The organism is Actinosynnema sp. NPDC049800 (genome assembly GCF_040656635.1).
Lineage (GTDB): Bacteria > Actinomycetota > Actinomycetes > Mycobacteriales > Pseudonocardiaceae > Actinosynnema.
Window position 1 is genome coordinate 118,350 of record NZ_JBFAMT010000010.1, and the last position, 22,567, is coordinate 140,916.

General features: G+C 71.8%; 28 protein-coding genes and 1 tRNA gene. 15 read left to right on the forward strand and 14 right to left on the reverse strand.

Annotation, left to right across the window (positions count from 1 at the left end):
- The first annotated feature begins 34 nt into the window (after window positions 1-34).
- Window positions 35-805 (forward strand): MBL fold metallo-hydrolase, encoded by a 771-nt coding sequence (locus AB0I91_RS14935; protein ID WP_498779983.1) that lies wholly within the window; start codon window positions 35-37, stop codon window positions 803-805.
- Between the two features lie 15 nt (window positions 806-820).
- On the opposite strand, the gene AB0I91_RS14940 is transcribed toward AB0I91_RS14935, so the two are convergent.
- Window positions 821-1,666 carry an SMP-30/gluconolactonase/LRE family protein gene (locus AB0I91_RS14940; RefSeq protein ID WP_498779985.1) on the reverse strand — a complete coding sequence of 282 codons (846 nt, stop codon included), beginning with the start codon at window positions 1,664-1,666 and terminating at the stop codon, window positions 821-823.
- Window positions 1,667-1,772: 106 nt separating this feature from the next.
- On the opposite strand from AB0I91_RS14940, the gene AB0I91_RS14945 reads away from it, so the two are divergent.
- The 5 genes from AB0I91_RS14945 to AB0I91_RS14965 are packed head-to-tail and all read left to right on the forward strand — an operon-like array spanning window position 1,773 to window position 4,973.
- Entirely contained in the window at window positions 1,773-2,447 is a 675-nt protein-coding gene (locus tag AB0I91_RS14945) for a rhomboid family intramembrane serine protease (protein ID WP_499611951.1), read from the forward strand.
- On the forward strand, window positions 2,444-3,241 hold the full coding sequence (gene murI / locus AB0I91_RS14950; protein ID WP_499611952.1) for a glutamate racemase: 798 nt from the start codon (window positions 2,444-2,446) through the stop codon (window positions 3,239-3,241). The genes AB0I91_RS14945 and murI overlap by 4 nt, the downstream gene beginning before the upstream one ends.
- 17 nt (window positions 3,242-3,258) lie before the next feature.
- Window positions 3,259-4,071, forward strand: a complete 813-nt coding sequence (locus AB0I91_RS14955; RefSeq protein ID WP_498779990.1) for an MBL fold metallo-hydrolase — start codon at window positions 3,259-3,261, stop codon at window positions 4,069-4,071.
- Window positions 4,061-4,564 carry a hemerythrin domain-containing protein gene (locus AB0I91_RS14960; protein WP_498779992.1) on the forward strand — a complete coding sequence of 168 codons (504 nt, stop codon included), beginning with the start codon at window positions 4,061-4,063 and terminating at the stop codon, window positions 4,562-4,564. The genes AB0I91_RS14955 and AB0I91_RS14960 overlap by 11 nt, the downstream gene beginning before the upstream one ends.
- Before the next feature lie 10 nt (window positions 4,565-4,574).
- Window positions 4,575-4,973: an OsmC family protein gene (locus AB0I91_RS14965; RefSeq protein WP_498779994.1), complete on the forward strand. Its 399-nt coding sequence runs from the start codon at window positions 4,575-4,577 to the stop codon at window positions 4,971-4,973.
- A 55-nt stretch (window positions 4,974-5,028) separates the two neighbouring features.
- Here AB0I91_RS14965 and AB0I91_RS14970 read toward each other — a convergent pair whose 3' ends face one another.
- Complete coding sequence (locus tag AB0I91_RS14970) at window positions 5,029-5,553, reverse strand: DUF2231 domain-containing protein (protein WP_498779995.1); 525 nt, start codon at window positions 5,551-5,553, stop codon at window positions 5,029-5,031.
- Between the two features lie 54 nt (window positions 5,554-5,607).
- Here AB0I91_RS14970 and rph point away from each other — a divergent pair, with 54 nt between their 5' ends.
- Both rph and rdgB read left to right on the forward strand, forming a co-directional pair.
- Window positions 5,608-6,372: a ribonuclease PH gene (rph, locus tag AB0I91_RS14975; RefSeq protein ID WP_499637176.1), complete on the forward strand. Its 765-nt coding sequence runs from the start codon at window positions 5,608-5,610 to the stop codon at window positions 6,370-6,372.
- Window positions 6,369-6,977, forward strand: coding sequence for an RdgB/HAM1 family non-canonical purine NTP pyrophosphatase (rdgB, locus tag AB0I91_RS14980; RefSeq protein WP_498779997.1), 609 nt, complete (start codon window positions 6,369-6,371; stop codon window positions 6,975-6,977). Before rph ends, rdgB begins: the two co-directional genes overlap by 4 nt.
- Here the strand turns inward: rdgB and AB0I91_RS14985 are convergent.
- From AB0I91_RS14985 to AB0I91_RS15000, 4 genes are all read right to left on the reverse strand, one after another.
- Window positions 6,965-10,045 carry an NACHT domain-containing protein gene (locus AB0I91_RS14985; protein WP_499637264.1) on the reverse strand — a complete coding sequence of 1,027 codons (3,081 nt, stop codon included), beginning with the start codon at window positions 10,043-10,045 and terminating at the stop codon, window positions 6,965-6,967. The two genes, rdgB and AB0I91_RS14985, sit on opposite strands and share 13 nt — an antisense overlap.
- 33 nt (window positions 10,046-10,078) lie before the next feature.
- A complete protein-coding gene (bcp, locus tag AB0I91_RS14990; RefSeq protein ID WP_498779999.1) occupies window positions 10,079-10,552 on the reverse strand; it encodes a thioredoxin-dependent thiol peroxidase in 474 nt (157 codons plus the stop codon).
- Window positions 10,553-10,571: 19 nt separating this feature from the next.
- Complete coding sequence (locus tag AB0I91_RS14995; protein ID WP_498780000.1) at window positions 10,572-11,102, reverse strand: hypothetical protein; 531 nt, start codon at window positions 11,100-11,102, stop codon at window positions 10,572-10,574.
- A 288-nt stretch (window positions 11,103-11,390) separates the two neighbouring features.
- Window positions 11,391-12,434 carry an LLM class flavin-dependent oxidoreductase gene (locus AB0I91_RS15000; protein ID WP_498780002.1) on the reverse strand — a complete coding sequence of 348 codons (1,044 nt, stop codon included), beginning with the start codon at window positions 12,432-12,434 and terminating at the stop codon, window positions 11,391-11,393.
- Between the two features lie 94 nt (window positions 12,435-12,528).
- On the opposite strand from AB0I91_RS15000, the gene AB0I91_RS15005 reads away from it, so the two are divergent.
- Window positions 12,529-13,569, forward strand: a complete 1,041-nt coding sequence (locus AB0I91_RS15005; protein WP_498780003.1) for an FAD-dependent oxidoreductase — start codon at window positions 12,529-12,531, stop codon at window positions 13,567-13,569.
- Here AB0I91_RS15005 and AB0I91_RS15010 read toward each other — a convergent pair.
- Entirely contained in the window at window positions 13,535-14,866 is a 1,332-nt protein-coding gene (locus AB0I91_RS15010; RefSeq protein ID WP_498780004.1) for a styrene monooxygenase/indole monooxygenase family protein, read from the reverse strand. The genes AB0I91_RS15005 and AB0I91_RS15010 overlap by 35 nt on opposite strands.
- A 67-nt stretch (window positions 14,867-14,933) precedes the next feature.
- On the opposite strand from AB0I91_RS15010, the gene AB0I91_RS15015 reads away from it, so the two are divergent.
- On the forward strand, window positions 14,934-16,007 hold the full coding sequence (locus tag AB0I91_RS15015) for a sensor histidine kinase (protein WP_498780005.1): 1,074 nt from the start codon (window positions 14,934-14,936) through the stop codon (window positions 16,005-16,007).
- Entirely contained in the window at window positions 15,998-16,636 is a 639-nt protein-coding gene (locus AB0I91_RS15020; RefSeq protein ID WP_498780007.1) for a response regulator transcription factor, read from the forward strand. Before AB0I91_RS15015 ends, AB0I91_RS15020 begins: the two co-directional genes overlap by 10 nt.
- Here AB0I91_RS15020 and AB0I91_RS15025 read toward each other — a convergent pair.
- Both AB0I91_RS15025 and AB0I91_RS15030 read right to left on the reverse strand, forming a co-directional pair.
- Window positions 16,621-17,235, reverse strand: a complete 615-nt coding sequence (locus AB0I91_RS15025; protein ID WP_499637179.1) for a DedA family protein — start codon at window positions 17,233-17,235, stop codon at window positions 16,621-16,623. The genes AB0I91_RS15020 and AB0I91_RS15025 overlap by 16 nt on opposite strands.
- 68 nt (window positions 17,236-17,303) lie before the next feature.
- Window positions 17,304-17,738, reverse strand: a complete 435-nt coding sequence (locus AB0I91_RS15030) for an SRPBCC family protein (protein ID WP_499637181.1) — start codon at window positions 17,736-17,738, stop codon at window positions 17,304-17,306.
- 23 nt (window positions 17,739-17,761) lie between these two features.
- Here AB0I91_RS15030 and AB0I91_RS15035 point away from each other — a divergent pair, with 23 nt between their 5' ends.
- Together AB0I91_RS15035 and AB0I91_RS15040 are read left to right on the forward strand one after the other, a co-directional pair.
- Window positions 17,762-18,310 carry a TetR/AcrR family transcriptional regulator gene (locus tag AB0I91_RS15035; RefSeq protein ID WP_498780010.1) on the forward strand — a complete coding sequence of 183 codons (549 nt, stop codon included), beginning with the start codon at window positions 17,762-17,764 and terminating at the stop codon, window positions 18,308-18,310.
- A 70-nt stretch (window positions 18,311-18,380) separates the two neighbouring features.
- A complete protein-coding gene (locus tag AB0I91_RS15040; protein WP_498780011.1) occupies window positions 18,381-19,331 on the forward strand; it encodes a CobW family GTP-binding protein in 951 nt (316 codons plus the stop codon).
- Between the two features lie 53 nt (window positions 19,332-19,384).
- On the opposite strand, the gene AB0I91_RS15045 is transcribed toward AB0I91_RS15040, so the two are convergent.
- Window positions 19,385-19,458, reverse strand: a tRNA-Leu gene (locus AB0I91_RS15045).
- A complete protein-coding gene (locus tag AB0I91_RS15050; protein WP_498780012.1) occupies window positions 19,449-19,892 on the reverse strand; it encodes a hypothetical protein in 444 nt (147 codons plus the stop codon). Before AB0I91_RS15050 ends, AB0I91_RS15045 begins: the two co-directional genes overlap by 10 nt.
- 115 nt (window positions 19,893-20,007) lie before the next feature.
- Between AB0I91_RS15050 and AB0I91_RS15055 the strand changes: the two genes are divergently transcribed.
- Window positions 20,008-20,229, forward strand: coding sequence for a DUF3618 domain-containing protein (locus tag AB0I91_RS15055; RefSeq protein ID WP_230566031.1), 222 nt, complete (start codon window positions 20,008-20,010; stop codon window positions 20,227-20,229).
- A gap of 7 nt (window positions 20,230-20,236) precedes the next feature.
- On the opposite strand, the gene AB0I91_RS15060 is transcribed toward AB0I91_RS15055, so the two are convergent.
- Together AB0I91_RS15060 and AB0I91_RS15065 are read right to left on the reverse strand one after the other, a co-directional pair.
- Window positions 20,237-20,851 carry a TetR/AcrR family transcriptional regulator gene (locus AB0I91_RS15060; RefSeq protein WP_498780014.1) on the reverse strand — a complete coding sequence of 205 codons (615 nt, stop codon included), beginning with the start codon at window positions 20,849-20,851 and terminating at the stop codon, window positions 20,237-20,239.
- Window positions 20,852-20,945: 94 nt separating this feature from the next.
- On the reverse strand, window positions 20,946-21,206 hold the full coding sequence (locus AB0I91_RS15065; protein ID WP_498780016.1) for a hypothetical protein: 261 nt from the start codon (window positions 21,204-21,206) through the stop codon (window positions 20,946-20,948).
- Window positions 21,207-21,429: 223 nt separating this feature from the next.
- Between AB0I91_RS15065 and AB0I91_RS15070 the strand changes: the two genes are divergently transcribed.
- The gene (locus tag AB0I91_RS15070; RefSeq protein WP_499637183.1) at window positions 21,430-21,930 is read left to right on the forward strand and encodes an LPXTG cell wall anchor domain-containing protein; all 501 of its coding nucleotides are present in this window, start codon (window positions 21,430-21,432) and stop codon (window positions 21,928-21,930) included.
- Window positions 21,931-21,939: 9 nt separating this feature from the next.
- Here AB0I91_RS15070 and AB0I91_RS15075 read toward each other — a convergent pair whose 3' ends face one another.
- Entirely contained in the window at window positions 21,940-22,548 is a 609-nt protein-coding gene (locus AB0I91_RS15075) for a TetR/AcrR family transcriptional regulator (protein WP_499611967.1), read from the reverse strand.
- Window positions 22,549-22,567 lie beyond the last annotated feature (19 nt).

Here is a 22,567-nt window from a genome sequence, read left to right on the forward strand (position 1 = left end):
TTTTGCCGTCCTCGGTCCTGCTATCGTTTAGCCCATGCAATTGACGGTGCTCGGGTGTGCGGGCAGCGCGCCGGGACCCGATCTGCCGACCTCCGGGTACCTGGTGGAGGCGGGCGGCGTGCGGATCGTGATGGAGCTCGGCAGCGGGGTGTTCGGCCCGCTCACGCGGCTCTGCGACCCGTTCGAGCTCGACGCCGTGCTGCTGTCGCACCTGCACCTCGACCACTGCGCCGACTTCGGCTCGCTCGCCGTGCACCGGCGCGAGCACCCGGAGCCGCCCTACGACGTCACCGAACGCCGGTTGCCGGTGTTCGCGCCGTCGCACGCGCCGTCCCGCCTGGCCAACGCGCACGCCGCCGACCGGGCCTCGCTGGCGACGACGGACCTGGCCGAGACCTTCGACTTCGTCCCGCTCGCGCCCGGCCGGTACGCCATCGGCCCGGTGGAGGTCGAGGTGGCCGCCATGCGCCACATCTGCGAGGCCTACGGGTTCCGCATCACCTACGGCGGCGCGTCGCTGGTGTTCTCCGGCGACACGGTGCCGTGCCCGGAGTTGGTGCGGCTGGCCGAGGGCGCCGACCTGCTGCTGGCCGACTCGGCGTGGCGCGAGCAGGCGGGCCGCGCCGACTACCTGCACATGAGCGGGCAGGAGGCGGGCGAGGTGGCCAAGGCCGCCGGCGTCGACCGCCTGGTCCTGACCCACGTCCTGCCGTGGTCGGACCACGACGGCGTGCTGAGCGACGCGGCGGAGGCGTTCCCGGGCCCGGTCGAGCTGGCCGCGCCGGGCGCCACCTACACCCTCTAGCCGCCGGTCACCGAGCTAGCCCGCGAACGCGGTCGACGGCAGGCCCTCGCCGACGCCCGGCAGCACCAGGACCGAACCGGCCAGCTCGCTCAACGCGTCACCGCTCAACCCGACGCGCGCGGTCGTCACGTACAGGTCGGTGAAGTCCGCGCCGCCGAACGCGCACGCCGTCGGCTGGCCGACCGGCAGCTCGACCTCCCGGTCCAGCACGCCGTCCGGCGTGTACCGGTGCAACGCCGCACCGCCCCACAGCGCGACCCAGATCGCGCCGGACGCGTCCACGGTGAGGCCGTCGGGCAGCCCGCGCGGCACGTCGACCAGCGGACGGCGGTTGGTCGCCTCACCGGTCTCGCGGTCGTAGTCGAGGACGTCGATCCGCCGCTCCGCCGAGTCGATGTAGTACATGAGCGCGGCGTCGGGGCTCCATCCGATGCCGTTGCTGACGCTCACCTTGTCCAGCACGACCTTCGCGTCGCCGCTCGGCTCCACGCGGGCCAGCCAGCCGCCGGGGTCCTCGTCGTACCGCATCGTGCCCGCCCACAGCCGGCCCGCCGGGTCGATCGCCGCGTCGTTGCCCCGCACGCCGTCGCGGGCCCAGTAGACGAGCCACGTCTTGACGCCGTCCCGGTCGATCAGCGCCACGCCGTCGCGCAGGTTCAGCACCAGGCCGCCGCGGGTCCGTGGCTTGGCCGCGCCCACGTGCTGCGGCACTTCGAGGACGGCGTCGTCGTCGCGCGAGGGGTTGTACCGGTGCACCTCGCTGCCGAGGACGTCCACCCAGAGCAGCGTTCCGCTGGCGTGGTCCCACGTGGGGGCCTCACCCAGTTCCGCTTCGGCCCGCACCGCCACATCGATCGACACCGGCACAGCCTACGGTCACGCACCGGTCGCTTATGGGCGAAAGACGGAGAAGTCACGCTGGGCGGAAGTCCGGCTGAACCACCGGATCCACGCGTAGCCTGGTGACGTGGATCCCACCGGCCCCTTCACCCCGCCGACGCCCGACCCGGTGGTCGCCGCGCCCAAGCAGGCCAAGCAGGCCAAGCCCTTGGCCAAGCGCGTCGTGCCGCCGAGGCCCGTGCTGTCGGCCGTGGTCGTGCTCGGCTTCGTCGGCCTGCTCTACGTCGTCGAGGCGATCGACACCGTGCTCGGCGGCCGGCTCGACGACGACGGCGTGATCCCGCGTGATTTCAGCGAGTGGGACAACATCCTGTGGTTCCCGCTGCTGCACGGCGACTGGACCCACCTGACCGGCAACGCGGTGCCGCTGCTCGTGCTGTCCTACCTGGCCACCTCCGCCGGGATCAAGCAGTTCTTCCAGGTCACCGCGGTCATCTGGCTGACCAGCGGCCTCGGTGTGTGGATCTTCGGCTCCTACGGCAGCCACATCGGCGCGTCCGGCCTCGTCTTCGGCTTCCTGGTGTTCCTGCTGGTGCGCGGCATCTTCGCGCGCAGCCCGCTGCAGATCCTGCTGGCCGTGGTCGTCTTCGCGGTCTACGGCGCGGCGCTGTGGGGCGTGCTGCCGGGCCAGCCGGGCATCTCCTGGGAAGGCCACCTGTTCGGCGCGCTCGGCGGCGTCCTGGCGGCGTGGGGCGTCGCCCGGGATGCCAGGAAGAGCGCCCGGACTACGCTCGACGCGTGACCGTCACCGCCGATTCGCCCATCGCGATCTTCGACTCCGGCGTCGGCGGGCTGACCGTCGCACGGGCGATCATGGACCAGTTGCCGGGCGAGCGGATCCGCTACGTCGGCGACACGGTCAACTGCCCGTACGGCCCGCTGCCCATCGCCGAGGCGCGCAAGTACGCCCTCGAAGTGATGGACCGGCTGGTCGCCGACGGCGCGAAGCTGCTGGTCATCGCCTGCAACACGGCGTCCGCGGCCTGCCTGCGCGACGCGCGCGAGCGGTACGACATCCCGGTGGTCGAGGTCGTGCTGCCCGCCGTGCGCCGGGCGGCCGCCACCACCCGCACGGGCCGGGTCGGCGTCATCGGCACGGCGGGCACGGTCGCGTCCGGCGCGTACCAGGACGCGTTCGCCGCCGCACGGGACATCGAGGTCACCGCGGTCGCGTGCCCCCGGTTCGTGGACTTCGTGGAGCGCGGCACCACCTCCGGCCGCCAGGTGCTGGGCCTGGCCCAGGCCTACCTGGAACCGCTGCAGCGGGCCGAGGTCGACACGCTCGTCCTCGGCTGCACGCACTACCCGCTGCTGACCGGTGTGCTGCAGATCGTGATGGGCGACGGCGTGACGCTCGTCTCCAGCGCCGAGGAGACCGTGAAGGACGTCGTGCGGGTGCTCACGGAGCGCGACCTGTTCCGCGACGGCGACCCCGACCAGCGGTTCAGCTGCACCGGTCCGGTCGAGCCGTTCGCCAGGCTGGCACGCCGATTCCTGCCCGGGTTGGAAAAGGCGACCTTCCACGCCCACGGCTGACCTGGCACGCTCCACGGGTGCTGTTGACCATCCTCGGCTGCTCGGGCAGCCTGCCGGGACCGCACGGGCCCGCATCCGGCTACCTCGTCGAGGCGGAGGGCTGCCGACTCGCGATCGAACTGGGCAGCGGGGTCCTGGCGTCGCTGCAGACGCGTCACGACGCGTTCTCGTTGGACGCCCTGCTGTTCTCCCACCTGCACCCGGACCACTGCGCCGACTTCACCACCCTCGCCGTCATACGCCGCTACCACACCCACCCGCCGTACGACACGCGAGAACGACGGCTGCCCGTGCACGGGCCCGCCGAGGCCGCCGACCGGTTCGCCCGCGCGTACGCGGAGACGGCCGACGAACTGCTCACCACGGACCTGGGCGACGTGTTCGAGTTCCACACCGTCGCCGACGGCGCGGTGACCCGCATCGGGCCGTTCGAGATCACGGCCGTCCGGGTGGACCACCCGACCGAGACCTACGGGTTCCGCATCGCCACCAAGACGGCGACGTTGGCCTACACCGGTGACACGGGGCCGTGCGAGGCGTTACGCGGCTTGGCGCGCGACGTGGACGTGCTGCTGTCCGAGGCGACGTGGACGCACTCCGACGACCGGCCGCCCGGCACGCACCTGTCCGGGGTGCAGGCGGGTGAGGTGGCGGCGGACGCCGGTGTCGGGCGGCTGCTGCTCACGCACATCGCGCCGTGGACCGATCGCGACGCCGTGCTGGCCGAGGCGCGCAGCCGCTTCGCCGGGCCGGTCGACGTGGTCAACCAAGGCGACACCTACGCGGTTGACCGGTCGGAGGTGCGGGTAATCGGCGGCCATGGCAACTGATGTCGTCGAGCTGATCCTGGCCGACCACCGCAAGTTCGAGGAGCTGTTCCGGGCGCTGCGCGACCGGAACACCGACCGCTCGGCGGTGCTCGGCGAGTTGGCGGCGCTGCTGGTGGCGCACGCGGAGGCCGAGGAGTCCAAGGTGTACCCGGCCCTCAAGCGGTACAAGGAAGTCGACAACGCCGAGGTCGACCACGGCGCGGAGGAGCACGCCGAGGGCCACCAGGCGTTGCTGGCGCTGATGGAGGTCGAGGACACCGGCTCCGAGGAGTGGGAGGACAAGCTGGAGGAGCTGGTCCAGGCGCTCAACCACCACGTGGACGAGGAGGAGCGGACGATCCTCAACGACGCGCGGCAGGAGGTGTCCGACGAGCGGCGCGACGAGCTCGGCCGGCTGTTCACGGAGGTCCGGCAGAGCCGGTTGGACGACGACTGCGGTGACATCGGCTACGTCCGCAAGATCGCGGCAGCCACGGAGGATCGGATCGACTAACGTCGATGGGGTGTCGAACGTCGAGGTGCGTCGGGTCGGTCAGCACGACTTCGTGGCCACGAACGACCGGGGCGCGTCGGTGCGCGTCGGCCGCAAGGGCGCCGAGGGCGCGTTCACGCCGGTGGAGCTGCTGCTCGCGGCGGCGGCGGGCTGCGCGGTGGTGACGGCGGAGACGCTCGTGACCCGCCGCGTGGACGGCGACCTGGTGGCGCGCGCGGACGACGTGCGCTCGGCGGACGGGCACTCGCTGACCAGCGTGCCGGTCGCGCTCGACTACGACATCTCCCAGCTGGACGCCGACCAGCGCGCCGCCCTGGAGACCGCCGTCCTCCGCGCGATCGACCAGCTGTGCACCGTCACCCGCACGTTGAAGGCCGCCCCGCCGACCCCGCTGACGCTGCCCGCCTGACCCGCGAGCGTCCTGCGTTCCGGACCTGTGAGCCGGGCGTAGGACGCTCGCGGGGTCAGATGGTGCTCACGTAGTCGTAGACGGCGTTGGTGCCGCTGTGGCCGATGCGGACGGTCTGGACGATCGTGGCGGCGCCGGCGGCGATGACCAGGACGGCGACGACCGTCGAGATCCGGCGCCAGGTCTTCGGCACGGCCGAGTCCTCGACCGCGGCCGCGCGTTCGCGGTCGGCCAGGCGGCCGGCGACGAGCAGGGCCACCACGACCACGCCGAAGCCCAGCGCGAACGGCAGCAGGTCGTTGCCGAGGTCGGCGTGCCGCTGGGCCGCCGGGTCCTGGAAACCCGCCGCCTGCATCTTCGCGATCAGCTGCTCGCCCGCCCACTGCGCCAGCGGCACCGAGCCGACCGCCACCAGCGTCACGCCCAGCAGGGGCCACGCGAACCGCTGCCGCCACCGGGGCACCACGGCCAGCGCGGCGGCGCCCAGCGCGGCCGACGGGAGCAGCACCACCACCGCGTGGACCAGCAGCGGGTGCGCGGGGAGACCGAAGATCGTCACCAGGTCGTCTGCGAGTGCCATGTCTCTCCCTACGCCGGTGGGTTGCTCCCGGGTTCAGCGACATAGGGTAGTGCCGTGCTGAGGACCGATGGCAGGAACGACGACGTACTGCGCGACATCCGGATCACCCGCGGCTTCCAGCAGTGGCCCGCCGGGTCGGTGCTGATCGAGTTCGGCAACACGCGGGTGTTGTGCGCGGCCAGCGTGACCGAGGGCGTGCCGCGGTGGCGGTCCGGCTCGGGTCTCGGCTGGGTGACCGCCGAATACGCGATGCTGCCCTCCGCCACGCACACGCGCAGCGACCGTGAGTCGGTGAAGGGGCGGATCGGGGGACGCACGCACGAGATCAGCCGCCTGATCGGGCGATCTCTGCGGGCGTGCATCGACCTGGCCGCGCTCGGCGAGAACACGATCGTGATCGACTGCGACGTGATCCAGGCCGACGGCGGCACCCGCACCGCCGCCATCACCGGCGCGTACGTGGCCCTGTCCGACGCCGTCACCTGGCTGGGCGCCGCCGGCCGCCTGGCCGACCCCCAGCCGCTCTCGTGCGCGGTGTCGGCGGTGTCGGTCGGCGTCGTGGACGGCCGCGTGCGCCTGGACCTGCCGTACGAAGAGGACTCGCGCGCCGAGGTCGACATGAACGTCGTCGCCACGGACGCCGGCACGTTGATCGAGGTGCAGGGCACCGGCGAGGGCGCGACCTTCGCGCGGTCGACGTTGGACAAGATGCTCGACCTGGCCCTGGCCGGCTGCGCCGAGCTGAACCGCATCCAGGCCGAGGCGCTGGCCCTGCCCTACCCCGGCGTCCTGCCCGAGCCGAAGGCGAAGAAGAAGTGAAGCTGCTCCTGGCCTCGCGGAACAAGAAGAAGCTCGGCGAACTGCGCCGCATCCTGCTGGCCGAAGGGCTGGCGGGGATCGAGGTCGTCGGTCTGGACGACGTGCCGGAGTTCCCGGAGGCGCCGGAGACCGATCCGACCTTCGAGGGCAACGCCCTGGCCAAGGCCCGTGACGCGTTCGACGCCACCGGCCTCCCCTCGGTCGCGGACGACTCCGGCATCGCGATCGACGCGTTGAACGGCATGCCGGGCGTCCTGTCCGCCCGCTGGTCCGGCCGGCACGGCGACGACCAGGCCAACCTGGACCTGGTGCTCGGCCAACTGCGCGACGTCCCGGACGAGCGCAGGGGAGCGGCCTTCGTGTGCACGGCGGCGTTCGTGGCGGGCGACGGCGTCGAGACCGTCGTGCGCGGCGAGTGGCGGGGCACGATCACCCGCGAACCGGCCGGCGAGAACGGCTTCGGCTACGACCCGATCTTCCGCCCGGAGGGCCACGAGGTGACGTCGGCCGAGCTGACCCCGGACCAGAAGGACGAAATCTCCCACCGGGGCCGCGCCCTGCGCCTCCTGCTCCCACACCTGCGGCAGCTGGCTCAGTTGAAGTAGCTAACCCTCACGCCGGGGCCGAGCACGTCCAAACCGATGTGCTCGTCCTGGTGGTCGAGCTTGAGCTCGATGTTCAGCCCTTGGAGCGGCCCGAGGTCGAGCGGCCCGGATTTCGCGGCGCTCAAGGTCAGTCTCCTGAGCCGCTGAAGACCGGTCGCCACGGCGCAACGGTGCGCGACCACGCCGAGCAGTTCGAGGGTCTCCAGTTCGGGTAGGTGTTCCTCGATGCCGTCGGCCACCTCGGGGGCCGTGCCCCACCGCAGGCTGAACACGCGCAATCCGCGCAGCTGGCGTAAGTGCGCCAGGCTCGTCCCTGGGTCCGGCAGCACGACGCTGAGGAAGCTGAGCCCGGCCAGGTGCGCCAGCGCTTCGACTTCGACCGGGCTGTTCAACGCGAGGCTCCTGAGCTTCGGCAGTTGTTCGAGCACCTTGAGGTTGATGTGCCTGAAGGAACCCTGGATGAAGACCTGGCGGAGTTCGGAGTGCTCTACGAGCGGGACGAAATCGACTTCACCGGTGACCGGCAGCGAGAGGAACCGCAGGCGCGGAACTCCCTGGACGACACTGAAATCGGTGTGCGCCGCGCCGTCCAACGACACACCGGCCGACGTGAGTTTCCGGAGTAGGTCCAGGTGTTTCAGCAGGCGTGGGACGGTCACCCAGATGTAGCCGTTCTGCAGACGGGCATCGGCGAGCACCTCGTGCGCGTACCGCTCCGGGTCGAAGTATTCCCAGGCCTTGACGAGTTCTCCCTGCACCGCCCACCTGCTGTCCCCCGCGTAGCGGGCGAGCAGGGGGATCGCGTCCGCGCCGCCCGTCAGGGCCACGGCGCGAGTGGTGGCGGCGGCAGCGGCTTCGGAGAGGCCCTCCAGGGTGTCTGGCAGGTAGCGCAGCACCCGGTGGCCGATGGACGCCAGGGAACGGGTCTCCCGGACGCTCCGGGGCGGCACCAAGTAGTCGCGGATGACCCGGTCGATCCGTTGGTGCACCTCGGCGTCCACGTCGGTGACCGTCTCCAGGCACGCCGCCGCCAAGAGCCGCAACCGCCGGGCGTGGCGGGGTTCCGCATCCGCACGGTCCAGGATGGCGGTCAGCAGGGCCCGGGTCTGCGAGCGCTTCCCGTGACCGCACGCCATCACCACGGTCTCGCGCCAGGTGTCCAAGTGGGCGTTACCGGCCAGCGTCTCGATGTGCTCCTGCTCGGTGGCCTCGCTCGCCGCCAGGTACTCCTGGAACGTCCGGTGCACGAAGTCGACCCGGCCCGGCACCGGCTCGCGCAGCACCCCGCTCCGCTCCAGCAGGTGCGCCAGCACGACGTCCGCCGAGGAATCCACCGTGGGCATCGAAGGCAGCTTCATGGACACGAAGGAGACCGCCCGATCCAGCGGCAGCTCGGACCTGCCCGCCTGGATCAGCCGCCACGCCAAGTCCCGCAGCAGCACGGTCTTCTCGGTCCCGCTCAACATCCCGGCGATCTGACGTTCCGCGTCCCTCAAGTCCAGCAGCATGGTCAACGCCGCCTGGTACAGCTCCATCCGGCTCTGCGGCAGCTCCGAGGTCCGCCCCAGGTTCAACGCGCACAACATCGCGCACAACAACGGCGACGCGGCCAGCGCGCGCAGGTGCGGCCGGTTGTCCAACTGCCGCAACAACCGCCGCTCCGCCACCGGCAGGTCCTCCGGCGCACAGGGCAACGACTCGGCGTCCCGCGCGGCCCCGTGCCAGCGCTGGAGGAACACCCGCACGTCGGCCGGGCTCAGCTGCTCCAGCAACACCGAGCCGAAACCCTCGTCGTGCAGCCACCGCTGATCCGCCGCCGCCGGCCGGGACGTCACCACCACCCGTGCCGAGGGGAACGCCGTCACCAGCTCCCGCAGCCACTCCCGCACCAGCCGACGCCGACCCGCCGGCACCTCGTCCACCCCGTCGACCAGCACCAACCCGTGCCCGGACCGCAGCACGCGGTGCACCCACCCGGTGGGCATGAGCCCGGCCAGCCACCCTGCCGCGTGGTCCAGGAACTGCTCGGGCCGCGGCAGCGGCGTGTCCGCGTACCGGCGCAGCCGCACCACCAGCGGCACCAGGCCGTTCCACGACGCCAACCGGTCGGTGAACGCCTCCCGCGCCGCCGTCACGGCCAGCCAGTCCAGCAGGGTCGTCTTGCCCGACCCGGCCTCACCGCGCACCAACGTGCGGTCGGCGTTGCCGATGGCCGCCTCGACCCGCAGCGAGCCGTGCCTGCGGTCGACGTCGGCGCCGAACCAGCGGTCGAACTCGAAGCGCGAGCCGCGCTGGTCCTGGTCGGTGACGCTCAGGCTCAGGTAGGCGACGCTCAACGCGAGCTTCGGCCGGTGGCGCATGGTCAGACCGAGCAGCTCCAGCCGGTCCAGGGCGTTGCCGACGTAGCGCAGGTACTCGTCGCGGAACTCCTCGTCGGTGTCCACGCCGGTCGGCGCGTGCAGGCTGGTGCGCGGCAGCCGGGACAGCACGTCCTCCAGCAACGCGGCCTGCTGCGAGGCACGGGCCAGCACCTCGGCCAGCGCCCGCGGCTGGAACGCCGGCAGGTGCCGGATCACCTGCACCAGGTAGCGGCACGCCTGGTCCAGCGCGACCTCGTACAACCGGGTCGCCTGCTCGGACAGCCCGGCGTCGCGCACGAGCGTCGCCCGCACCCGCCGGGCCAGCAGCTCGGGGTCGGCGTCGGCGGCCAGCAGCGCCTCGTCGGACAGGTCCAGCTCGCCCAACGCGTCGACCACGGCGTCCAACGCCGCCGTCACCTCACCGGGCGGCAACGACGCGAACTTCGCCGCCAGCAGCGGTTCGAGCTGGTCACCCACCTGGTGGCCGATTCCCGCGATCAGGTGATCCAAGCGGTCACGCCCGCGGATCGACGAGAGCTCCTCGGCGGCCAGCGAGGCCAACGACGCCGTGCGGTCGCGCGACGCCCGTCGACGTGACAGCCAGGCCTTCGCCGCGTGCTGCGCGACGGCCTCACCGATCTTGCCGGCCGCCGCCTCCAGAATGGCGATGGTGCCCTCCCCGTGCTCCGAACCGACAGGTTCGAGCAGGGGAGGGCACCCGGCAATCGGTCGTACGGGTGATCAGGCGGGCAGTTCGCGCAGCAGCTTGGCCACGTGCCCGGTCGCGCGCACGTTGTACATGGCCTTCTCGATCTTCCCCTCGGGGCCGACCAGGAACGTCGAGCGGATCACGCCCATGACTGTCCGGCCGTAGTTCTGCTTCTCCCCGAACGCGCCCCACTCGGCCAGCACCTTGCGGTCGACGTCGGACAGCAGCGGGAAGTTCAGGCCCTCCGCGGCGGCGAACTTGGCCAGCTTCTCCGGCTTGTCCGGCGAGATGCCGACGACCTCGTAGCCCGACGACGCGAGGTCGCCGATGCTGTCGCGGAAGTCGCACGCCTGCTTGGTGCAGCCCGGCGTGCCCGCGGCCGGGTAGAAGTAGACGACCACGGAGCGGCCGGCGTAGTCGGAAAGCGAGACGGGCTTGCCCTCGCTGTCGGGCAGCGTGAACGCCGGGGCCTGGTCGCCCGGTGACAGGCGCTTCTGCTCGGTCATGGCCCCAGACGCTACAAGGTCAGGCGACGCCCTCGAACGTCGCGCTCGGGTCCTGGTTGGCGCCGTTCGGCTCGACCACGAGCTGCAACCGCACCGGGTCGGCGGGCACGGCGAACGCCATCGTCAGCACGGTCTCCGCACCGGGCGCCACCTCGTTGACCCCGGCGCCGACGCCGTTGAGCCCCTGCACGGAGTCGCGCACCTCGGCGACCGGGTGACCGTCGACCAACGCGCGCACGGACAGCTGGCTGGTGCGGTAGGCGGTCTTGGTGCCGTTGACCACGGTCAGCGTGAACACCGCGGTGCGCGGGGACTGCGGGAACGACGTCTCGCTCGGTCTCAGCGACCTGGGCGGCGACACGGTGACCGCCATGCCGTTGCCCCAGACCCGCTGCGCGCCGAACGCCGTGAACGAGGCCGACGACGGCTCGTCACCGCGCTGCTCGGCCACCGCGGACGGACCGGGGGGCGTGGAAATGTCGGAGGGGTCCGCACATCCCGCCATTGCCAGGCCTAGGCACACGCCGACGGCCAGTCTGGCGAACTTCACGAACCTCCCCTTCCCGCCCCGGCGGTGGGCTTGACTGCGACTGCCACCACCATGACGGTGTCGGGGGTTGCCCGGTGACCGAACCGGGGCCTTGATTCGCACCTGGTGCCGGCCTGTGGCCAAGCCGTGATGACGCACGGCTGCCCGCGTGGGCGGCGCCACACCTGGCGGCGACCACGCGGGTCGGCGGCGGCCGAGCGATCGGGCGCGGGGAGCGCCCGGAAGTTGGGGAGCGCGTCGGGGGGCGTGCGCGCTCCACTACGATCATCGCCCCCCGTGGCCGTACCGCTACACCTCTACGTCGGTCTTCACCCGTTCGGACGAACCCTGGACGGTCGAACGTCCCGCCAGCTCCGCCAGTAGTCCGTAAGACCTCAGCCGGTCCGACTGCTCGGCGACCATCGTCGTCACCATCAGCTCATCCGCCCGGGTGTCCTCCAACAGCCGTTCGAGCCCCGCCTCGACCGTCCGCGGCGAACCGATGACCTGGGACGCGATCCGGTCCTCGAAGATCAGCCGCTCGACGTCGGTGTACGGGTAGTCGGCGGCCTCCTGGTCGGTGGCCAGGGGACCGGGCCGCCCGCTGCGCAGCTTGACGAACGCGAGCGCGCCGGGGCCCGCGATCCGCTGCGCGTGCTCGTCGGTGTCGGCCACGATCACCGAGGCGCAGACCAGCGCGTAGGGCTCCGACAGCCGCTCGGAGGGCCGGAACCGCTCGCGGTACAGGGCCAGCGCGGGCAGCGTGTTCTCCGCGCTGAAGTGGTGCGCGAACGCGAACGGCAGCCCGAGCAGGCCCGCGACCTGCGCGCTGTACCCGCTCGACCCGAGCAGGAACACGTCCGGCTTGTTGCCCTCGGCGGGCATCGCGTTGAGCTCTTCGGTGCCGTTGAAGTAGCCGGTCAGCTCGCTGAGCTGCTGCGGGAAGTCGTCCACCGACAGCGGGCCGGTGGTGCGGCGCAACGCCTGCGCCGTGCGCTGGTCGGTGCCGGGCGCGCGGCCGATGCCGAGGTCGATGCGGCCGGGGTGCAGGGCCGACAGCGTGCCGAACTGCTCGGCCACGACCAGCGGCGGGTGGTTGGGCAGCATCACGCCGCCGGAGCCGACCCGCAGGGTGGTGGTGGCGTCGGCCACGTGGCCGATGAGGATCGCGGGCGAGGAGCTGGCGATGCCGGGCATGTTGTGGTGCTCGGCGAGCCAGAACCGGGTGAAGCCGAGGCGTTCGACGTGCTGGGCCAGCTCACGCGTGTGCCTGAGCGCCGTGCGCGCGTCCGTCGCCGTGGTGACCGCGGCGAGGTCGAGGGCGGACAGGGGCACGTCGCGGAGTCGGGTCATGCCTTCGACCAACGCCGAAGACCTCGAATGCCTTCCTGGTGTGACGGTCGCGACACCGGGAAGCGCCGGACCCGGCGCCGGCGTTGACCCCGGTATGGACGTGGTGGTCATCGGTGCAGGTCAGGCCGGGTTGTCGGCGGCCTACTTCCTCAAGCGCGCGAACCTCGACCACGTCGTGCTGGACGCGGACGCGGGCCCTGGTGGCGCGTGGCGGCACCGCTGGCCCACGTTGCGGATGGCGACCGTGCACGGCATCCACGACCTGCCGGGCATGCCGTTCGCCGAGCCGGACCCGACCGCGCCCGCCAACGAGGTGCTGCCCGCCTACTTCGCCGACTTCGAGCGCCGCAACGGCATCGAGGTGCGGCGGCCGGTGCGCGTGCACGCCGTCCGCGACCACGACGGCCTGCTGCGCGTCGAGACCGACAGCGGTGTCTGGGAGGCCGAGGCGCTGGTCAACGCCACCGGCACGTGGACTCGCCCGTTCTGGCCCCGCTACCCCGGCCAGGAGCTGTTCCGGGGCCGTCAGCTGCACTCCTCGCAGTACCGGGGGCCGGAGGAGTTCGCCGGGCAGCACGTGGTCGTGGTCGGCGGCGGCACGTCGGCGGTGCAGCAGTTGCTGGAGATCGACCGGCACGCCGCCCGCACGACCTGGGCCACGCGCCGCGAGCCGGAGTTCTTCGACGAGCCGTTCACGCCGGAGCTGGGCCGGGCCGTGGTCGCCAAGGTGGAGGACCGCGTCCGCCGCGGCCTGCCGCCCCGCAGCGTGGTCGGCGTGACCGGCCTCAACCTCACCCCGGCCGTCCGCGAGGCCCTGGAGACCGGAGTGCTGGCCCGGCGGCCGGTGTTCGACCGGATCACCGAGGACGGCGTGGTCTGGCCCGACGGCACGCACGAGCGGGTGGACGCCATCCTGTGGGCGACCGGGTTCCGCGCCGCCCTCGACCACCTCGCCCCGCTGCGCCTGCGCGGACCCGGCGGCGGCATCCGCCTCGACGGCACGAGGGTCGTCGCCGACCCGCGCGTGCACCTCGTCGGCTACGGCCCGTCGGCCAGCACGGTCGGCGCCACCCGGGCGGGCCGTGCGGCGGCGAAGGAGATCAAGGCGTCGCTGTCCCGCCGACAGGCCGCTTGAGCAGCCTCGACGCCTTCTGCCCCAGCAGGTTCACCCCGACGCCCAGCTTGTACCGCAGCACGTCCAGCCGGCGCACGTTGCGCCGGGCCAGGAACTCCCGGGTGGCCGCCGCGTCGAAGAACCACGGGAACAACGACGACGGGTCGTTGAACCCCTCCCACAGCTGCTCGCCGATGTCCTCCCGGCGTGAGGCGGCGAGCATCACGGTCTTCTGCTCGTCGTTGAGCGGCGCGAGCAGCCCATTGGAGAAGTCGCTGGTGTAGCAGCCGCGCTCCCACCACTCGTCGAACCTCTCGGTCAGCCACGACGGGGTGAACGGCCCGCCGTGCGCGGTCAGCTCCTCGGCGAAGAACCGGGCCATCCGGGTGGCGTTGTTCGCGCCCTGCCCGGCCAGCGGGTCGTTGAGCACGACGGCGTCGCCGAGGCCGAGCACGTGCCGCCCGGACGGCAGCACGGCGACCGGCTTGCGCACCACCGGCACGATCTGGCCCTTGATCCAGGTCACCGGGCTGGTCGGGCGGGCGGGCCGCAGGAACGCCGACTCGTGCGGGAACAGGTCGTCCACCACGTCCTTGAGCACGGACAGGCCCTCGTCGGCCGAGGTCACGCGGCCGAAGCGGTCCGCGCGGCCGCCCGGCGCCGCCTCCACCACGATGCTCCGCGACTCGCCGACGTCCTTGTCGTGGAACGGGATCCAGAACACCTCCAGCGTGCCCGGCAGGAACGAGAACACGCCCTCCCGGTGCTCGGGCCGCGCCTCCAGCTCGTAGCCGTGGATGTTGACCATGAACAGGCTGCGCTGCGGCTCCGAGTGCACCGACCGGACCGGGTCGCGCTCGAACAGGCCGGTCAGCGACTTGTGCCCGGCCGTGACGACCACCAGGTCGTGTGACGCGGCCAGCCGGTCCAGGTCGTCCACGTCGACCGTGTCGATCACCACGGACGCGCCGCGCGACTCGAGCTCCGCCAGGCCGGCGGAGAACTTCAACCGCTGGTCGACGGCCAGCGCGGGCTTGCGCAGCGGCGCGTCGACCGAGAACGCGAGCGAGCGGTCCTCCGTGAACAGGTCCAGGTGGATGCGGCGCATCCGGGAGGCCTCGGGCCAGAAGTCGAGGCCCAGCTCAGCCTCGTACTCGACCTGGTCGCCGAACAGGCAGGCGGTCGGCCGGCCGCGGTCGTCGAGGTGCTCCTCGGCCGTCCGGTCGGAGTAGAGGGTGACCCGCCATCCGGCGCGCAGGAGCGCCGCCGATAACACCAAACCCGCTTGACCTGCGCCGATGACCGCGATTGTGCCCACGCTACAGATCCTCTGCAGAGGATGTGCGATCGCCAATAGCACAATCGGGTCGACTAGCCTCGATCAGGTGCACAGGGGGTTGCGCGCCGTTGCCGGACTGTTGCTCGGCTTCGGCACGGCGCTGGTGGACCTGGTCGTCGTGGCGTTCGCCCGGAACGCGGCCGTCTCGGTCGCCGGGCTCGAACGACGGCGGCTGCGGTCGTTCCTCGGCATCGACAGCGCGGAGCCGACGCGGGAGCAGGCGGTGCGCTACCTGGCCGTGCGCGCGCCCATCGGCCTGTTCGGCGGGTTCGTGCTGGCCTGGCTGTTCTACGGCCTGGCGATGGGCGTCATCGTGCTGTACCGGCTGTTCGCGGGCGGTCCGGAGAGCGGCCTGGACCGCTCCGACGACTGGACCGCCTTCCTGTGGACGGGGCTGATCGGCCTGGTCCTGCTCTACATCGAGGTGCAGGGCATCATCGGCGTGGTCGCGCTGGAGGGGAAGGTCGCCCGGCGCTGGCTCGGCCCGAGCGAGGCCGAGCTGCTGCGCCTGCGCATCGACGAGCTGGCCGCGAGCCGGGCGGGCATCGTGGCGGCCGTCGACGCCGAGCGCAGGCGCATCGAGCGCGACCTGCACGACGGCGTGCAGCAGCGGTTGGTCGCGCTGGGCATGCTGCTCGGCCGCGCCCGCCGCAACCCCGACCACGCCGACGACCTGCTCGCGCAGGCGCACGAGGAGTCCCGGCACGTCCTGGAGGACCTGCGCGAGGTGGCCTGGCGGGTGTACCCGGCGGCGCTGGACTCGTTGGGCCTGGCCGAGGCGCTGGAGGCGGTGGCGGACCGGTCCGCGATCCCGGTGCGGATCCGGTGCGCGCCCCTGGTCGCGGCGCCGTCGGTGGAGACCGCGGTGTACTTCGTGGTCTGCGAGGCGGTGACGAACGCGGCCAAGCACTCGGGTGCGACCATGATCGGCGTGGACATCACCGAGGAGGCGGGCGCGGTGCGGGTGCGGGTCGTGGACGACGGCGTCGGGGGAGCGGACCCGGCCGGCGGCGGGCTGGCCGGCCTGTCCCGGCGGGTGCTCGCGCTGGACGGCGCGTTCGACGTGACCAGCCCGGTCGGCGGTCCCACGGTGATCACCGCGGACGTGCCGTGCGGGTGATCCTGGCGGAGGACTCGACGCTGCTGCGCGAGGGCCTGGTGCGACTGCTGGTCGAGGAGGGCCACGACGTGCTCGCGGCCGTCGGTGACGCGGAAGCGCTGATCAGCGCGGTGGCGGCGCACCTGCCGGACGTGGTGGTGACCGACGTGCGGATGCCGCCGACGAACTCCGACGAGGGCCTGAAGGCCGCGTTGGAGATCCGCCGGCGGTTCCCGGGCGTCGGCGTGCTGGTGCTGTCGCAGTACGTCGAGCAGCGCTACGCCGTCGACCTGCTCACCGAGCACGCCGACGGCGTCGGTTACCTGCTCAAGGACCGGGTGGTCCAGGTGGAGGAGTTCCTGGACGCGCTGCGCCGGGTCGGCGCGGGTGACGTGGCGTTCGACCCGGAGGTGGTGCGCCGGCTGCTGGCCCGCACGACCCACCCGCTGGACGCGCTGACCGAGCGGGAGCGCCAGGTGCTGGCGCACATGGCCGAGGGGCACACGAACAACGCGATCGCGTCCCGGCTGCACGTGTCGCGCAGCGCGGTGGAGAAGCACATCAACTCGATCTTCGACAAGCTCGGCCTGTCCGATGTGGACGGCTACAGCCGGCGCGTGCTGGCGATCCTGCGCTACTTGCGGGCCTGAGCCTTCTTCTGGGTCAGGCGGGACACGACGAACCAGGCGACGGCCAGCACGACCAGCCCGACCACGACCTTCGTCACGACGCCCAGGTACTGGTCGACGAGGTGGTAGTTCGCGCCCAGCACGTACCCGGCGAGGATGAGCGCGGTGTTCCAGATCAGGCTGCCCGCCGCGGTCAGCAGCAGGAAGCCGGGCAGCGGCATGCGCTCCACGCCCGCCGGGATGGAGATGAGGCTGCGGAAGATCGGCACCATGCGGCCGAAGAACACCGTCGCCTTGCCGTGCCGGGCGAACCACTCCTCGGTCCGGTCCACATCGGACACCTTGACCAGCGGCAGCCGTTGCGCGACGGCCCTGATCCGGTCACGGCCCAGCAGCGCGCCGAGGTAGTACAGCGCGAGCGCGCCGGCGACCGACCCGGTGGTGGTCCACAGGATCGCGGCGAACAGGTTCATCTTGCCCTGGCTCGCGGTGAAGCCCGCCAGCGGCAGGAACAGCTCGCTCGGCAGCGGTGGGAAGAGGTTCTCCAGCGCGATCGCGATCCCGGCGCCGGGCGCGCCGAGCGATTCCATCAGGTCGGTGACCCACGTGACGACATCCATGATCCCAAGTTACGAACGCGCCGACGCCGTCACCATGAAGCGGACCGCACACCGGGGTGTGGAAAACCTCAGTTCCCGGCGGCGGCGTGCGCGGCGAGCCCTCGGGCGTACCGCGCGATCACGGCCTGGAGCACCAAGCGGTAGAGCCACCCCGTCCCCGGCGTCTTCGGCTCGAACGACGAGTGCCAGCGGATCGCCGTCCCGTCGCCGTCCGGCACGAGGTCGATGAACGCCTGGTAGTCGCGAATGGCGAGACCCGACAGCAGGATGTAGCCCACCCGCCGGTTCGGCGTCAGTTCGACGACCTCCTCCCTCGTGAGCGCCTTGCGGCCTTTGTTGTGGAATACCCGCACTTCGCCGACGCCATTCGCGTCACCCGCGCGTTCCCGCTCGTACCGCACCACGGGCGACCACTCGGGCCACGTCGCGCTGTCCGCGGCCAGGCGGTAAACCCGTTCCGGCGGGGCTTCGCTGCGCACGTGGACGTCCACTCTCTGTACCATGCGGTACATGTACCATCTGGTACATGCCGGAACAAGGGGCGCCCCGCGAACGCCTGCTCACCGCCGTGGTCGACCACCTGGCCGAGCACGGCCTGGGCGAGGTGAGCCTGCGCCGGCTGGCCGAGGCGGTCGGCACGAGCCACCGGATGCTCCTGTACCACTTCGGCTCGATGGAGGGCCTGCTGGTCGAGGTCGTGCGCGCGGTCGAGGCCAGGCAGCGCGCCGTCCTGGCCGCCCTGCCGACCGACGACCCGGCCGAAGCCGCCCGCGCCTTCTGGCGCGCGCTCACCGACCCGTCCCTGCGCGCGCACGAGCGCCTGTTCTTCGAGCTGTACGCCCAGGCCGTCCAGGGCCGTCCCGGCACCACCGCGCTGCTGGACGGCATCGTCACCGACTGGCTGGAACCCGTCGCGGCCATCCAGCGCTCCCTCGGCCACCCGCCCGACGTCGCCGCCGCCCGCGCCCGCCTGGGCCTCGCCGTCGCCCGCGGCCTGCTCCTGGACCTGGTCGCCACCGACGACCTCGCCGCCGTCGACGCCGCCATGGACCACTTCATCTCCCTCACCACCTGACCGGGAGCGTCCGACGTCCGGAACGAGTTGGACGCTCGGGCGCACCGACCGACGTCTAGGATCGGTCGGCGTGAAGCGGATCCCGGTGGTAGTGGTGGCGGGGTTCCTCGGCTCCGGCAAGACGACGTTGCTCAACCACCTGCTCGGCGGCAGTCGCGGTACGCGGGTCGGGGTGGTGGTCAACGACTTCGGCGCCATCGGCGTCGACGCGATGAGCGTGGCCGGTCAGGTCGACTCCACCGTCTCGCTGAGCAACGGGTGCCTGTGCTGCGCGGTGGACGTCAGCGAGCTCGACGGGATGCTCGCCAAGCTCGACTCCCTGGTGGACGTCATCGTCATCGAGGCGAGCGGCCTGGCCGAACCGCAGGCCATGGCGCGGATGGTGCTCGCGAGCGAGAACCCGCGCCTGACCTACGGCGGCCTGGTGCTGCTGGTCGACGCGGCGGAGTTCCCCGACGACCTGGCCAGGCACGTGCGCGTGGCGGACCTGGTGGTGCTCAACAAGGTCGACCGCGTCACGGACCCCTCGGCGCTCGCGGCCGAGATCGACCGGCTCAAGCCGGGTGTGCCCGTGGTCCAGTCGACGTTCGGCCGCGTCGACCCCGCCCTGCTGTTCGACCCGCGTCCACGCGAGCAGCACGGCCAGCTGTCGTTCGAGGACCTGCTGGAAGAAGAGCACGACCACGTGCACTACGACAGCGTCGAGTTCACCGGCGGCGCGATGAACCCCGTGCGGCTCATGGCTTTCCTCGACGCGCGACCCAAGGGCCTGTACCGGGTCAAGGGCTTCGTGCGGTTCGACGTGCCCGGCCACCGGCAGCGGTTCGGCCTGCACACCGTCGGCGCGTTCCTGCGGTTCGAGCGCTCGGCGTGGCCGGGACCGCGGCGCACCGAGCTCGTGCTGATCGGCACGGGCCTGGACCTGGCCGCGATCCGCGCCGACCTGGCCGCCTGCGAGGAACCGGACCCGGGCGCCGTGGACCCGCAGTCGATGCTCGAAGTCCTGCGCTACACGGCGTGAGCGACCCCGCGGGGCCCCCGACGCGGAACGCCGGGGGCCGCCGGTCGGCGACGTGGGCTCGGAGAGACTCGAACTCTCACTGGCACGGACCTAAACCGTGTGCCTCTGCCAATTGGGCTACGAGCCCGTCGCCGCAAGCTTATCGGCAGGCTTGAGCAGCCCGATGCCGAGGGACACGACGCCCGCCGCCAGGCTCAGCCCGCCGACGTAGAGCAGCGCGATCAGGCCGTTCGCCCGCGTCACGTCCTCGCCCATCGCGGAGAAGAAGAAACCCGCGGGCATCAGGATCGCCGCGATCGGCACGCCGAGCCTGGCCACCCAGCCCCACGGCCCGCGCACGTCCGCCGCGTCGGCGAACAGCAGGCACACCAGGCTGAGGATCACCAGCACGCCGGCGTGCGCGTGACCGGCGCGGAAGAACGACTGCTGGAACTCGGTCAGCGGCACCTCGCCCTGCGCCACGGTGGTCAGGAACCGACCGCCGAACTCGACGCCGACGACGCTCAGCAACAGCACGCCCGCCAACCGACGGGACGCGAGTGACAACCGGATGGCGGCCATGACGCTCCTCCACTCGAATGGAAACAGCGTTATAGAAGCACCTGTCCGCCGGTCAGGTCAACGTGGTGGCGGCGTCTCAACTACGGTTGTGACCAAGGAGCAGGTAGGAGGAGATGTGGCCCGCGATCCCGACACCATCCAGCGCGAGATCGAGCAGGCTCGCGACGCGCTGGCCGTGACCCTCGACGAGCTGGGGACGAGGGCGAATCCCCAGCGCTTCGTCGAGTCCGGCAAGGAGAGCGTGCGCGCGAAGCTCGACGAACCCAAGATCCGGTACTCGCTGATCGCGGTGGCCGTGCTCATCGGGTTCGCCTTGCTGCGCAAGCTGTTCCGCTGAAGGTGCGCTACTGCCCCTTGGCGACGAGGGGCACCAGCACCTGTTCCACCACGCGGTCGACGAAGGGTCGGTCCAGCGGGTCTCCGGTGAGCATCAACCGGTAGATCAGGGCCGCGCCCGCGATCTCGACGGCCATGCCGCGCGGCGCGTCCTGGCGCAGCTCACCGCGCTCTTCGGCGCGGTCCAGGATGCGCCGCAGCACGTCCCGCTGCGCGGTCAGGAACGTCTCGCGGAACGCCGACGCCAGTTCGGGCTCGTGGGGCAGCTCGCCGACGAGGGCCTGCGCCGCCTTGCCGATCGGGCCGGACAGGAACGCGGCGAACGCGCTGAGGAACTCGCGCAGGTCGCCGGCGAGCGAGCCGGTGTCCGGCTCGGCCAGGTTCCGCTGCGCCAACTGCGTGCACGTGTCGATCACCAGGTCGAGCTTGGACTCCCACCGCCGGTAGATGGTCGCCTTGCCCGCACGGGCGCGCGCCGCGACGGCGTCCATCGTCAGCGCGCGGTACCCGACTTCGGCCATCACCTCCAGCGCGGCCTGTCGCAACGCGTCGTCCCGGCTGGCGTCCCTCGGTCTGCCTCGCTGCGGGGTCCGAGTCGCCCCGCTGTACACCGGTGTGGCCATTTCGCGCTCCTGTCGCCTTTGGCGGGACATCCTAGGCCGGGTGAGACCGGAATCGGCCTCGGATCATCTGCCCGGCCGCCGCGCCGCTTCGGGTTCACCCCGTCGGTGGGGGCACGAGACCCGCGCGGGTGTGCAAGTAGGCCACCGAGAAGGCGAGCGCGTCGCCCTCCAGCAAGTGCACGACGGCACGGGCGGAGCGCCCGATCGCGATCTCCTCCACCAGTTGGTCGGCGGCCAGTCTGGCCGCGATCAGGCCTGGTGCGGTGGCCCCGAGCTCCTTGCCGGCGGCGCGGACGGTGACCGCCCAGTCGTCGCCGTCGCGTCGGTAGTTCGCGGTGATGGGGAGTGTGGTCATGCCTTGCCTTCCGTGGTTGTTGCGCATATCTGACCGGCGTTCGGGCGTTGATGCGGCGCCATTCCTTCGATCGTGTGAGGGCACCCCGGAAGGCCCGGGAACCCTGTGTCCTCACCCGTTCGTGGAGTCGAATACGGTGCACACACCGTGCATGAGCGGTAACGCGCGGCTACCGGCCACCGATAGGCCATTTGGAGCAATGTCCCACGTTTGAGAGGTCCTGATGAGCCGTCGAGTGGTCGTCTTGGTGTGCCTGTTGCTGGGGTTGGCGTTCGCGTCGGGTGTGGCCTCGGCCGACCCGTCGTGGGAGGTGCCGGACGGGTGGGGCGACAAGGTGTGGGGTGACGTCTGCAAGCACCGCGGCGATCCCCCGTGCCACACGACGACCACCGCGCCCACGACGCCGTCCACCGGCGGGACGTCCACCGGGGTGACCACGACGACCGACGTGGCGGGCACCTCCGCGACCTCCGTCACCACCACGGACGTCGCCGGCACCACGAGCGCGGTGGTCACCACGACGTCACAGGCGGGAGCCACGACCAGCGCGGTCGGCGCCGGCGTGCGCGGCACCGCGTCGCCGGCTCCCCGCGTGGTGAAGGCGTCCACGAACCACGCGCTGGCGGACACGGGCGCCTCGCCGCTGTGGACGGCCGTCGGCGGCCTGGTCGTGCTGCTCGGCGGCGCGGTGCTGCTGCTGTTCAGCCGCCGTCGTCGCGCCTGACCGCGCCGGTCACGTCGTGAGCCGGCTCGCCACGCCCCGCCACACGACGTCCATGACGTAGGCCGTCGCGAGCGCGGGCCCCACCTCGGGCCTGCGCTCGCACCACAGCGCGAGCCGTTCGGTCGAGCCGACCACGATCTCGGCGAACGCCTCGGCCTCCACCGCGTCCACGTCGGAGTCGAAGCTGCCGATCACGGCCGCGATGAGGTCGGTCTGCTGCCGCCGGATGCCTTCGACCTCCTCGACGGCCGACGGCACGGTGATCGCCGCCTCCTGCCGCAGCAGCGCCCAGGACTGCTTGTGCTCGGCGATGAACTCGAAGAACGCCATCAGGCCGCGCCGCAGGATCTCCTCGGGGCCGTCCGCGCCGGTGATCGCCTGCTGCGTGCGTTCGAGCAGTTCCGTGCGCGCCCGGTGGATGCAACCGATGAGCAGGCCTTCCTTGGAGCCGAAGTACTCGTAGAGCATCGGCTTGGACACACCCACCCGTTCGGCGATCTCGTCCATCGACGCGGCCAGGTACCCGCGCTCGGCGAAGACGCCCTCGGCGATGTCGAGCATCTGCGCCTTGCGCTCGGCCTTGGGCATCCGCCGGCGGCGCGGCTCGGTGGTGGTCACGAAGACGAGACTACCGGAA

Excerpts from the sequence above, each read along its gene's own strand:
- AB0I91_RS14935 (WP_498779983.1), top strand. The coding sequence starts at position 35 with ATGCAATTGACGGTGCTCGGGTGTGCGGGCAGCGCGCCGGGACCCGAT.
- AB0I91_RS14960 (WP_498779992.1), top strand. The coding sequence starts at position 4,061 with ATGGCAACTGATGTCGTCGAGCTGATCCTGGCCGACCACCGCAAGTTC.
- AB0I91_RS14970 (WP_498779995.1), bottom strand. The coding sequence starts at position 5,553 with ATGGCACTCGCAGACGACCTGGTGACGATCTTCGGTCTCCCCGCGCAC.
- bcp (WP_498779999.1), bottom strand. The coding sequence starts at position 10,552 with ATGACCGAGCAGAAGCGCCTGTCACCGGGCGACCAGGCCCCGGCGTTC.
- AB0I91_RS15000 (WP_498780002.1), bottom strand. The coding sequence starts at position 12,434 with ATGACCCGACTCCGCGACGTGCCCCTGTCCGCCCTCGACCTCGCCGCG.
- AB0I91_RS15005 (WP_498780003.1), top strand. The coding sequence starts at position 12,529 with ATGGACGTGGTGGTCATCGGTGCAGGTCAGGCCGGGTTGTCGGCGGCC.
- AB0I91_RS15025 (WP_499637179.1), bottom strand. The coding sequence starts at position 17,235 with ATGGATGTCGTCACGTGGGTCACCGACCTGATGGAATCGCTCGGCGCG.
- AB0I91_RS15030 (WP_499637181.1), bottom strand. The coding sequence starts at position 17,738 with ATGGTACAGAGAGTGGACGTCCACGTGCGCAGCGAAGCCCCGCCGGAA.
- AB0I91_RS15035 (WP_498780010.1), top strand. The coding sequence starts at position 17,762 with ATGCCGGAACAAGGGGCGCCCCGCGAACGCCTGCTCACCGCCGTGGTC.
- AB0I91_RS15050 (WP_498780012.1), bottom strand. The coding sequence starts at position 19,892 with ATGGCCGCCATCCGGTTGTCACTCGCGTCCCGTCGGTTGGCGGGCGTG.
- AB0I91_RS15060 (WP_498780014.1), bottom strand. The coding sequence starts at position 20,851 with ATGGCCACACCGGTGTACAGCGGGGCGACTCGGACCCCGCAGCGAGGC.
- AB0I91_RS15065 (WP_498780016.1), bottom strand. The coding sequence starts at position 21,206 with ATGACCACACTCCCCATCACCGCGAACTACCGACGCGACGGCGACGAC.
- AB0I91_RS15070 (WP_499637183.1), top strand. The coding sequence starts at position 21,430 with ATGAGCCGTCGAGTGGTCGTCTTGGTGTGCCTGTTGCTGGGGTTGGCG.